Source organism: Bradyrhizobium australafricanum (assembly GCF_020329495.1).
Classification (GTDB): Bacteria; Pseudomonadota; Alphaproteobacteria; order Rhizobiales; family Xanthobacteraceae; genus Bradyrhizobium; species Bradyrhizobium australafricanum.
The window spans coordinates 12,471-23,982 of record NZ_JAGKJL010000055.1 but is presented as its reverse complement, the minus strand read 5'-3'; the positions used below and the strand labels follow the sequence as shown (position 1 = coordinate 23,982).

Below are 11,512 nucleotides of genomic sequence, written 5' to 3'. Positions count from 1 at the left end.
TTCGTTTCGTACCAAGTCATTACGGGCGCATGCCCATGCAGATCGGTCAAGATTCGACCGCAATTCAACTCTTTGAGCCTCGCTGGGAGGCGCCCGCAATGTTAGTACCTCGCGGCAGAGGCGTTAAGTTGATGACGCCGGAGGTCTCCTCAGCACGAAGGGGGGCATGGTGGAAGTCATGGTGCTTTCGCTCGGCGCGGGCCGCAATCTGGCAGAGTCAACGTTGTGCGCCGCGGCAGTTGATAGAGGTATTTGTCGGCGGTCGGACTTTATGCCTCGTATTCAGATGCTTGGTGATGCGCCAGAAGACGCACTAGGAGCCCCGTGATGGCCGGCTATACCGTACCGTCGGACGGCCCAGGCGGGCCATTCGATGCCGGCGACCAAACTCTGCGCTAACCGGGGGCCGATTGAACCCACCATCCGCTTGCTGCGCATGCGCCGCCTCATGAGGGTGACCCGATCAGCAGACGACGTGACTAGAGCGCCCGAGTCCTCAACGCGTTCAATGCGTCCTCGACACCGATGATGGCAATGCTCTGCGTGCACTCATTAAGGCGATGAAGCCGAGCTCGTCTTGGTTCAAATCCGAAATGACGGTGCCTCTTCCGTCACGATCGCGTCGAAGTCCTGGATGGCTGACTGGTCAGCTTCCCGAAAGCTAAGCCTGCCATCCTGGCGAAGCGCAGATATCTCGGAGCTGATCTACGACTGTATCAAACGTAAACATCGCCAAACGGAGTTCTGAGATGGTTCGAATCCAAGGCATGCTCGATACGGCAACGTTAGATTCCGGAAGTACATCAGGGGCCACTCAGCAAGATGAAACGATAAACCAAGCAGCCTTTGGTCAGCGCCTGGACGAGATCCCGCAGGAGCCGCGGCAACAAGGAGGTGCACGTCCTTCCGATCCTAGTGTCTCGGACGAAGTGGAGGATCGCCTTGATGCCGCACGCCAGCAACCCGATCTTAAGCTTGTCATCATTTCGAACCGCATTGCACCGTTCGACCCCAATAAACCTCAGACCGGCGGGCTTGCCGCGGCGCTCGAGCCGGTCGTCCAACGCTCCGGCGCGGTCTGGATCGGGTCCTCTGAAAACCGCGGCGACGGGAACGAGCACCCCCTGCCACTGGTGAGGACCGGTGCAGGCGAGGTGGCCAGACTCGAGCTACCGGCCGAGGATTATCCTGGCTACTATCGCGGTTTTTCCAATTCGACGCTGTGGCCGGCATTGCACTCCCTTCCGGGCCAGATGTCGGGCTCGGACGAAGATTATGACAGCTATCGAAACATCAACGATTTTATTGCGCGTGCGGCCTTCGACGTCCGAGACCGGGATGCATTCTGGGTGCATGATTATCATTTGCTTCCGCTTGGGGCCGCCTTGCATGACCTTGGTATCGAGCGGCCAACCGGCTTTTTCCTCCATACGCCGTGGCCGGCGCCAGACATGATCGAGCGCGTACCCAATCATCACGAACTGATGAAGTCGATGCTGAAGTACGATCTGCTCGGCTTTCAGACAAACCGGGACCTGAACAATTTCGTGGCCGGCCTGCGGACCCATTTCGGACTGGAGAGCAAGGATGGCGTCGTGACCACGGAGCGCGGCCAGACGAGACTGCAAAAGTTCCCGATCGGCATCGATCCCAAGCAGTTCGCAGAGTATCTTGCGGCAGATCTCTCTCCGGCGGAGCAAGAAAAAGTCTCGTCACTCTTGCAAGGCTTCGAGGGCGCCAAGTTCGCGATCGGCGTAGACCGACTCGACTACACCAAGGGAATCGACAAACGGGTCGAAGGTTTCAATCAGCTTCTAAGGACCGAGCCGCATAGCATCTCACTGTTGCAGATCGCGCCATCCTCACGCGCCGACGTCGAAGAATACCAAAAATATAAAGACGTCGTGGAGAGCGCGATCAATCACGTCAATAACGAGCATGGCACGGACGAGTGGAGGCCAATCCACTACACGAACGACTCGTTCAGCCAGGCTGCACTGGCGCGTCTTTATCGGGCTGCCAAGATCGGTGTGGTGACACCGTTGCGCGACGGCATGAACCTGGTCGCAAAAGAATATGTTGCTGCACAAGATCCGCAGGATCCCGGCGTGCTGGTTCTATCCAAGTTTACCGGTGCGGCCGAAGATTTTAATGAGAACGAGGCGCTGTTGGTGGATCCGAACCACCCTGAAGAGATCGCAACCGCTATTTCGAAGGCCGCCAACATGCCGCTTGAGGAGCGTGTCGCGCGCTGGCGGTCGATGATGGATAAAATCGAATCTTTTACTATTCACGACTGGTCTGCGGACAACGTTCGAGCGCTCGACAAAAGCCGGGTCACCGTTCCGGCTGATCAGTTCCACCGCCTCGGTCTCGGCTGGACCAACGAGGCTCAAATGCCGCTGTTCCGAAGGCATGCAGAGGCGCTGGCCACCTATAACGAGATCGATCCCGCGGATGCCGCCTTGAAAGAGGCCGCCTTTGAAGACGAGAAAAAGGCCTATGAGGCGTTAGAGGCCCCGCTGATACATACCCATGACAGACTCTGGGATTTACCGGCGGACACAGCTCCGGTTAGTGGTCGTCGCCAACAAGAGCCTGGTGCCGGGGAGGCTTGAGCGGGCAGCGGAACAGCACGGCGGATGACTGCTTTTAGCAGGATAGAGGCACAATATTGACTTGGCGGCTGAGACGTTTCTTGCGGGCCGGGGCCGTCCGCAAGATGAAGCGGAACGTCTCGGCAGACGATCCGCAGTCAGCAATTGGAGATTGCCCGTGCACACCGCCCTTAGCTTGATCGCGATCTGGCTGCTGATCAACGCGCTGTTCTTTGTCGCAATGAACCCCGTCGACAAATCTGCCCGCCAACCAGTCGGAAGAACGAACCTCATATTTGGAGGTAAGCGTTACGATTGCGGGCGGGGGGAACGGTCCCGGTGTTCCGTTCCTGGCTGGTGAAGATCCGCCTGACCGCTCAGGACCGACCCTGTCGACAATGCGTCGTCTGCTTTTAACCAATGTCGGCAAGCGGACATGGTCGTGCAGCCCTGAACGGCTGAAACTTGCGGCTCTTGAGCCGGCACGCAGCTTGCAATGGATGCTCCACGAAGCGGTAGCGTCAGCCGAGCCATGTCACGCGTTACGTACTTTCCACAGTTCCTGCTTGACGCGCCGGGCCAGCGTGGCCCTCGACCTCGGCCGGAGCAAAGTCCATGAACACATCAGTCCTCTCCGCAGCGCTGCTTTCGATTGCCTGCTTCACCTCCGCCGCGCTTTCACAAGAGCGAACGGCGATGGCGGCGCCTGATGATCCATTCCTTTGGCTTGAGGAGATCGAAGGGTCAGACGCATTGGCTTGGGCCCATGCCGAGAACGAGAAGACACTCGGCGTGCTCCAATCAGATCCCCGCTATCAACGTTTCTACGAGCAGGCGCTCACCATCTTGCAAGCCAAGAATCGAATTCCATACGTCTCGCTCGGACGGCGCGGGTTGGAGAATTTTTGGAAAGACGAGAAGCAGGTGCGCGGCATCTGGCGGCGCACCACGCTGGAGAGCTATCGTAGCCAAGATCCACAGTGGGAAACTATCCTCGACGTGGACGCCTTGGCTGTCGCCGAGAACAAGAATTGGGTCTTTCAAGGTGGCAACTGCCTTCCGCCTGAAGAGCGGCTCTGCCTGATTAGTCTTTCCGATGGCGGCAAGGATGCCGCGACCATACGCGAGTTCGACCGCGAGGCCAAGGCCTTCGTTGCGGACGGCTTTTATCTTTCAGAGGGCAAGCAGAACGTCAGCTGGATCGATCGTGACACCCTGCTTGTTGCACGGGACTGGGGCGAGGGCTCTTTGACGCAGGCCGGCTATCCCTTTGTGGTGAAGGAGCTCAAACGCGGACAGCCGCTCAGCGAGGCGCGTGAGATCTTTCGGGGCGCGCCCACCGATGTTCGGGCGGGGCCCTTGGTACTTCGTGACAGCGAAGGCCATGTCCATGCGACCGGAGCCATCCGCGCGATCGGGTTTTTCGAGCATGAGTACGTGCTCCTCCGCCCCGATGGGCCCGTCAAGCTCAATCTGCCGAAGAAAGCGGAGATCGCAGGCCTCGTGAGCAATCGCCTGCTTGTGAAACTTAAAGAGGCGTGGACGCCATCCGGTGATGTCAGCTTCAGTGCCGGCTCGCTGATTTCCTGTGACCTGAGCGAATGGAAACAGGATCCGCTGCGCGCCAAAGCCTCGCTTGTCTTCCAGCCTGGGCCGCGCCAGGCCCTGAGCGGGCTAAGCTTCACAAAGAACCTGTTGATCCTGACGATCCTGGATAACGTTCAAAGCAAAGCGTTCGTTTACAAGTACGATCAGGGAGCCTGGTCGGCGACGCCGATCCAGCTGCCGGAACATACCAATGTCAGCGTGACAGCCGCTTCCGACGAGGCGGACCAGGCCATGTTCGCCGTCTCAAGCTATCTCAGGCCAACGTCAGTCTGGTATTTTGATGCCGAAATTAAAAAACTCGAGGAATTGAAGACGACCCCTCCTGCGTTTGATGCGTCCAAGCATGTCGTAGAGCAGTTCGAAGCGACTTCGCGTGATGGCACGTCAATTCCCTATTCCTTGGTGCGACCGAAGAACGCAAGGTTTGACGGCGCCACTCCGACCCTTCTTTATGGCTATGGCGGGTTCCAGGCTTCGCTTCTGCCCTCCTATCTCGGACCCGTCGGACGGCTCTGGCTCGAACAAGGTAATGCCTATGTCGTTGCAAATCTGCGAGGGGGCGGCGAGTTTGGCCCGCAATGGCATCAAGCGGCCCAAGGCGCAACGAAGCAGACGACGTGGGATGATTTCATCGCCATTGCCGAGGACCTGATTCGCCGCAAGATCACAAGTCCGCGGAGGCTAGGAGTAATAGGCGGCAGCCAGGGCGGGCTGCTCGTTGGCGCCGCAATCACCCAACGCCCCGAGCTCTTCAACGCGGCGATCATCCAGGTGCCGCTGTTTGACATGCTTCGATATACCAAATTGGGCGCAGGCGCCTCCTGGATCGGCGAGTACGGCGATCCCGCTTTTCCCGAGCAGCGCGCGTGGATCGAGGCCTACTCACCCTATCAGAACCTGGTACCGGGCAAGACCTATCCCGCTCCTTTGATTCTCACCTCCACCAAGGACGATCGCGTGCATCCCGCGCACGGCCGCAAGGCTGCAGCAAAGCTCGCCGCGCTGGGCCAGCCCTACTTCTACTACGAGAACATCGATGGGGGACACAGCGCAGCGGCCAATTTCATCGAAGTGGCGCGTCGACTGGCCCTTGAATACACCTATGCATCGAGGCGGCTTTGTTCTGAAAAACCGACTGAATTCATCAAGCTGGAATGGGACGCAATACACTGAATGGCCGATCGGCGGGCAAGACGCTACGGATTTGAGGGGCAACCGAAGCAGTTCCCACGCGGCCATAGGTCTTCGATCTGCCTCAACTTTCAGCTCGTCGTACAATAAGGCTAGCCAGGCGCCTCGCCCGGCGAGTGACGAAGTATTGCTGAGGCAGACTGGCTCATGAATTGCGATACTTCGAGCTCCGTTCCGGCTTCTGGACACATCGTGCCGCAATGAACGCTGTATCCGAATGGATATCGAAGCGAGCTGTGCATCGGGACGCGGATCCGACCGCGCAGGGGAGGGGGTCGTTGAGTTCTCCGACACAGGCCAATCTCGAAAGAGGTCTCAGTCGTCCGCCGCCCCAAGCAGTCAGTGATGGCGGTTGTCGTGCTGGAGGAAATCGGAGCACGCTGCACGGCTGCACGACAGCTATCCAAGCTAGAGGCAGGAAAGAAAGATGCGAAAGTTACCCATCCTGAAAAGCCTCCATCTGTTTGAGGCGGTCAGCGAGTTTCCAAGCTTCTCAAAGGCGGCCGAGCGGCTAAACATGACGACCGGCGCGGTAAGCTACCAGATGCGCCTTCTTGAGGATTGGTTCGGCAGAAGACTATTCGTTCGCCATAGTTCGGGCGTGCGGCTGACATCCGACGGCGAACAGCTCAAGCGCAGCTGTGCGAGCGCGTTCACCATGCTCGAGAAAGGATGCTACGAGCTACGAAGGCGCCATCCAGGACGTTCCGTGGTGATCGGGGGCTCAACCACGTTTCTGTCGCACGGCTTGTTGCCCCGTATCGGTCGGTTCCTCCAACTCTATCAGGACGTTGACCTTCTCTTTGAAACCGAAGTTGATCTTGACGCGCTCGCTGTTGGCACGTTGGACGTATTGTTTCTCGGCGGCCGGCTGAAGTGGCCGCTTCCTATCCGCGAGGTGCACGCTTCAAATGAGATGATTGGCCCAGTCTGCGCGCCTGCCACGCTCGAGGGGATCAAGAACCCGAAAGATATTCGCTCTATCTCTCTGTTGCACGAGGCCGACAGGCTGGACGCCTGGAGCGAATGGGCCAGCGCAGCTGCAATATGCTTGCAGGGATCTCGCAAGGTCGTGTTCGATTCATTTTCCTTGGCTATGGAGGCGGCAAAAAGTGGGCTCGGAGCTGCGATATCCTCGCAAATCCTGGTCAGAAGCAACCTTGAGAAAGGAGAGCTTGTCGCTCCATTTGGCTTCGTGCCGGTTAATCGCTCAATCTACATGTTCGTCAATGGGCACGCGCGAAATAACGCGGCTGTCAAACAGTTTGAGCGCTGGGCGCTGTCAGAAATAATGAGCCGGGACGATCAGCCATCGCCCTTCGAAGTCCCAACTCGGCAGATCGAGCAAGCCGCTCACTCGAAGCGTCCGGATAGGCCCGTACTGGCATCAAGTCGTTGACGGCCATCATGGGCCTACAAGGTGCGGACGGTTCCAGGGTAGGGCGCCGGAAATCCGTGGCGCGCGGCCAGAAGATGAAGGATTGCAAATGGTTCGTCGACATAGGCGCGGCCGTTCGCGACCTTCGCATTCTCTGGTAAAGAGCTTCGCTGCTCTAAAATGAGAACTGGCGCGGACTGATGATCCTGCCCAAGCCTCTCGATGAGCGCGGCTCGTGGCCTCGCCCAGGAAATCCGACGAACGTCGAGCCTCGCAGCGCAGCCTGGAAATGCGGACAGCAACCCGTCCAGCAGCAAGCAGTGCCAGCAATAGAATTGCTGTCCTGGCAGGGTCGGATCTGAAAACGGGCGCTCTAGAAGGAACAGCTGATCCCATGGCATGATGTAGACCCCTGATCTAGCGATCGCCAGGCCATGAAGACTGAGAGCCCCTTGATGTGACCACGGCAAAGGCCGCAACCGCAAACGCAACAAATGCGCTCGCCGCGCATAGGAGGACGACCATGGCGAAGGAAAGACGAACACCCAAAAGCGACAACGCAATGCCATTTCCCGCAACGCCGCTATAGGTGCAACATTGAAATAGCCCTGAAAGGCGACCGGCCCGGTCGGGAGCCACCGAAGAGACCATGTGCGCGTGAGCGGCAGCCGCAAATATTTGGCCAAAGCCAAGCATCGCGCTGCTGGACACGATTGTCATCGGCAGACCTGCATCGAGTGACATCATTGCAAGGCACGCCGCAAGCAGCACTGCGGCCCCGGCGATGGTTGGCAAGGCGCCCAACAGCTCGAAGATCGGCTTGACGGCTAGCGCGCCCAGCAACGCAAAAACGCCGTTGCTCATGACGATCGTCAGTAGCACGCTCTTATCGAGAACCCCGTCAGCTGTGGCACGTATCGCGGGATAGACATTGATGATGCCGGCGCCGAGATTGAGCAGAAAGACAGCAAGGAATGCGGGATAGAGTGGTGCCAAGTCTAGGATGGTACCCGAAGGCCGCGCCTCAAGGACTGCCGGTGTCCTTCTGAACTGCTGCTTGATGCCAAGAAGCATGATAAAGGAGAGGATGATCGCCGATATGTTGAACGCCAAAATGCCAAGCAAGTGCAATTGATCGGAGAGCATGGCACCTGCAAACATTCCCAAGAGATAGGTGAGCCAGTCGATATTGGCGATGTTGCGCAGCACCGAGATCATGCCGTCTTCCGACGTAATACGACGGAAGAAGGAAACTTCTGCAGATAGATAGACGGGCTGAACCAGGCTGAGGACGGCCATCGCGGCATAGCTCAAAAATGAATCGGCTTCGTCGGTGCCGAAGATGGCGAGCAGCGCGCATACGCGAACCGCATTGACGATCATCATGGCTGAGATCGGATCGCCTCTGTCGACCAGCGGCGACAGGAAGAGGCTCCCGAGCATGATAGGCGCAAAAGTGACCGCAATGCCTATACCCGCGGCGCTCATGCCGGATTGCAGAAGGCCGATCAGGATGCCGATTCGGAACGCCCAGCCGCCAATCTGGATGACCAAATGCGAGAGATAGACGAACTGCCGTGTGCTCGCCCCACTCATTGTTGACCCAGCTCATCGAGCATCGTCGAGTGGATATCCCTTGACGCAAAGCCGAAGATGAATGGCATTGGTCTAGTTCGGCGACATCGGTGCGATGAGACCACAAGGGGACGACGAACCCCCTCGCAATAGGGCGGCTTGGCAAAAGACATCTCACCCACCTATCAACCTCCTCGCGGAGTTCGGTCATCGCTAGAAAATGCCGGCCGACGCGTTCCCCTTGCCGGTGAGCCTGACCTTTAGCGCTTGCCGCAACAACATTCGCTAGACCCCGCCGAATCTTTGAGGTGCAGCACCCATGTCCTTAGCGATCCTGTCGCGCGCCGCTCGGCTTTGACGGCAAGGAATGCACATGAGCGGCAAGCTCATGACTGGGCGGAAGACGCAGAAGCTTGGTCCCGCCGCGAAGCCAGATCAGCTTGCAGATTTGTCCGGATGTGCTCACGAGTGAGGAGGTAATCCGGATCTCCCCCAATCTCGACGGCGACCGTGGCGTGGTTCAGCGATAGATCTGGCCGGCCCTCGTTGAAGTACTCGATGGCGAGATTGTTGTGCGTGGGCGCATGCCGAGGATTGAGTCCAAGGGCCCGAAGATAGTGCTCGATGCTCTCCTTCGCCTTACCAAGCTCGGAATTGGCAAGGCCGAGATTGCTCTGCAAATCGGGATTGTTGGGATTGATTTCGGCTGCCGCCAGATAGGACTCCAGAGCAGCGTTCGGCCGATCTTGCCGTAGCAAGATGTTGCCCTTCTCGAAGTGAGCCCGCCATTCATTCGGCTTGATCACGAGTGCTCTGTCGAGATCGGCCAGTGCGCCAGCGGCATCTCCCATTCTACTGCGAAGGGTAGCTCTGTTCAGGTGAGCCTCATAATAGGGTGGGCAAAGTTCAATGGCGCGCGCATAGGCCTCAAGAGCCTCAGCTTCCCTTCCAGCTACTTTCGAAAGCAGGTTCCCCAGGTCATTGTGATACTCTCCATAGTAGGGATCATACGCAATGGCCTCACGCAACTGCTTCTCAGCCCGAGAAAGTTCGTCGATGAGTTCATAGACCTGGCTGGTGTTGTAGACCAGAATCGATTGGTGAAGCTTGAATCGCTCGTCGCCATACGCCTTGAGCATCTTGCCGAGGCCTTCTGCGCAAAGGGCGAGGGCTTCTTGATACTTTTCCTGCTTGGCCTTGATGTAGGCATAGGCGTTCTCTGCAAACACCTTGATGTAATCGTACTTGTCGTGGTTCTTGAAATCACGCTCGATGACTTCCAGATTTCGTACGGCGTACTCCTCGGCCACCGTGAGGTTGACCGGCTGCTGATAGCGTCCATACGTCATTGATTGGGCGTAGAGAACCGTTGGCGTGTATCGGCTCTTGGGGAAGGTCTTGTAGAATTCATCCAGATAGGGAACCGACACCCGCCCGCAGCCAAGCGAATACAGCACAAAAGCCGCGTTGATGAAGGCGGCGTTCACCGGAGCATCGCCCGAGCCGTAGGTGCGAAGCGCAGGATCGGCGACAAGTTCCCCGAAGTAGCTAAACCAGAGATCATACAGGCCGATGCTTTGAAGGATCTGGCTCGGCTCTGCAAGTAGTTCCGTACGCTTGAATTTGTCCCGTATTGACAGCGCATGAAGCATCACGAGCGGCGCCTCGCCGGCCAAATAGCGGTCCAGGCAAGCGCGGTGCGCCTGCTCGTGCAGATGATCTGCGGTCGCCTGTTGGAAGATTGCATAGTTTCGCTGCGCGATCAGATCGGGCGTGGTGCAATCGGATTCAATGTACGATTTGAGAAGACTGTGCCGCTCCCCGGTATTGAGGCTGGCCAGATAGAGATCCACGGTCGCGGTCGGGTCGAGATAGCCGACGACTGGTAATCCTGCTGCCGCGCATTTGCTCAAAGCCTCCGCAATCAACGGATTGCCGCCGCTTGCCTCATAGATCTGCCTTCGTTTCTCGGCGGGTAGGTCTCGATCAAGGATCGTGCCTAGCTCTTGCGAGCTATATCTGCCGAAATGAACTTCGCTGGCCTCCGGAAAATAGAGGCGTTGTTCGTAATCGATCAGGACAAACCGAAACAGCCGCGCATTGTCGTCCAGCCTGACGAGTAGTTTGATCAGATTCTTGGCCGAGCCGGACAGGGCCGCCGCCCGGTCGATGACGATGATGTGACGTTCGTGGAGCTGTTGGGCGCACTTGATCAGGAATTCGGCTAGTCCGACCAGGAGCTTATTTTGATATTCATGATGATAAAACCGGGTACGCTCCTCCTTGCTCGAGGTATTGGTGAGATCCTTCGGCACGGTAAAGGCGTCGCTGTTGAGAAGAGGGAATAGCCGCTTCAAGGATTGTTGTGCCGCCTCAACCAGTTTGGGCTTATTCTCTTTGGCCCACCTCAGTTCGGCGTCGATGAGCGCTTGCAGCCCGGCAAGATAGCCGCCGGTCCGCCAATCGCCGTCAGTGATAGAGAAGTTAGAATTAGAGCTCGCGAGTGCCGATTTGATCGTCGGCACCGGGGCCATGCCCGCTTCTGCCTTCAAAATCGTGATCGGACCGAGCTCGACAGATGATGATATGGCTGGAAGCACGCGCTGCTGGATCAAATCGGCCATTGTACTCTCCCGAACTGTCACAAAGGAGGGTGGTCGAAAGGACCACCCTCCAATGCCGCTATGCTCTGATCAGGTAGATGCATTCAAGGCATCCGTCGCCCCAAACCTAGAGCGTACCCGTGTACGGAGTGGTGGTGCGGATCGTGGTCTTGATCTCTGCGATCTTCTTTCTCATCACGTGTTCCTTTCCTTCTCTGGCACGCCAGACCCAAGCGAAAGCGCGGCCAGTCGTGCAGGGAAAGAATAGTGAATTGCTGCACCAATCCGCAGCGAGATTCCTTGTCAGTCGCTGTCAAAAAGATTGAACGTCTGGCTCGGACCGGCTGGGCTTGCCGACGCCAAGTTGCGCCCTTATTTTCGAGATGCGTCCAGGTATCGCGATCGCACCAGCAGCCTTTGGCCAGCTGGTGGCGGGATCTAAAATGACCCTCGCCGCAAGGAGTCAAGAGGATGGGCAGCTTGTGCGCTCCACTGCTGCACAGGACCTCCTAGCGGCTGTTGATGATAGCCTTCGCGCTCTTCCCAAAGGACGTGACCTG

General features: G+C 57.7%; 6 protein-coding genes. 3 read left to right on the top strand and 3 right to left on the bottom strand.

The window, feature by feature from the left end; genetic code table 11:
* Positions 1-749 precede the first annotated feature (749 nt).
* From J6525_RS35090 to J6525_RS35080, 3 genes are all read left to right on the top strand, one after another.
* On the top strand, positions 750-2,618 hold the full coding sequence (locus J6525_RS35090; protein ID WP_225648075.1) for an alpha,alpha-trehalose-phosphate synthase (UDP-forming): 1,869 nt from the start codon (positions 750-752) through the stop codon (positions 2,616-2,618).
* A gap of 594 nt (positions 2,619-3,212) precedes the next feature.
* Positions 3,213-5,378 carry a prolyl oligopeptidase family serine peptidase gene (locus tag J6525_RS35085; RefSeq protein ID WP_225648074.1) on the top strand — a complete coding sequence of 722 codons (2,166 nt, stop codon included), beginning with the start codon at positions 3,213-3,215 and terminating at the stop codon, positions 5,376-5,378.
* 445 nt (positions 5,379-5,823) lie between these two features.
* Positions 5,824-6,795 (top strand): LysR substrate-binding domain-containing protein, encoded by a 972-nt coding sequence (locus tag J6525_RS35080; RefSeq protein ID WP_225648073.1) that lies wholly within the window; start codon positions 5,824-5,826, stop codon positions 6,793-6,795.
* 14 nt (positions 6,796-6,809) lie between these two features.
* On the opposite strand, the gene J6525_RS35075 is transcribed toward J6525_RS35080, so the two are convergent.
* From J6525_RS35075 to J6525_RS35065, 3 genes are all read right to left on the bottom strand, one after another.
* Positions 6,810-7,175: a DUF3088 domain-containing protein gene (locus tag J6525_RS35075; protein WP_225648072.1), complete on the bottom strand. Its 366-nt coding sequence runs from the start codon at positions 7,173-7,175 to the stop codon at positions 6,810-6,812.
* 16 nt (positions 7,176-7,191) lie between these two features.
* The gene (locus J6525_RS35070) at positions 7,192-8,370 is read right to left on the bottom strand and encodes an MFS transporter (RefSeq protein ID WP_225648071.1); all 1,179 of its coding nucleotides are present in this window, start codon (positions 8,368-8,370) and stop codon (positions 7,192-7,194) included.
* A gap of 365 nt (positions 8,371-8,735) precedes the next feature.
* Positions 8,736-10,973, bottom strand: a complete 2,238-nt coding sequence (locus J6525_RS35065; RefSeq protein ID WP_225648070.1) for a tetratricopeptide repeat protein — start codon at positions 10,971-10,973, stop codon at positions 8,736-8,738.
* Positions 10,974-11,512 lie beyond the last annotated feature (539 nt).

Bases quoted from the DNA above. Each gene is read 5' to 3' on its own strand.
- J6525_RS35075 (WP_225648072.1), bottom strand. From the start codon at position 7,175: ATGCCATGGGATCAGCTGTTCCTTCTAGAGCGCCCGTTTTCAGATCCG.
- J6525_RS35080 (WP_225648073.1), top strand. From the start codon at position 5,824: ATGCGAAAGTTACCCATCCTGAAAAGCCTCCATCTGTTTGAGGCGGTC.
- J6525_RS35090 (WP_225648075.1), top strand. From the start codon at position 750: ATGGTTCGAATCCAAGGCATGCTCGATACGGCAACGTTAGATTCCGGA.
- J6525_RS35065 (WP_225648070.1), bottom strand. From the start codon at position 10,973: ATGGCCGATTTGATCCAGCAGCGCGTGCTTCCAGCCATATCATCATCT.
- J6525_RS35070 (WP_225648071.1), bottom strand. From the start codon at position 8,370: ATGAGTGGGGCGAGCACACGGCAGTTCGTCTATCTCTCGCATTTGGTC.
- J6525_RS35085 (WP_225648074.1), top strand. From the start codon at position 3,213: ATGAACACATCAGTCCTCTCCGCAGCGCTGCTTTCGATTGCCTGCTTC.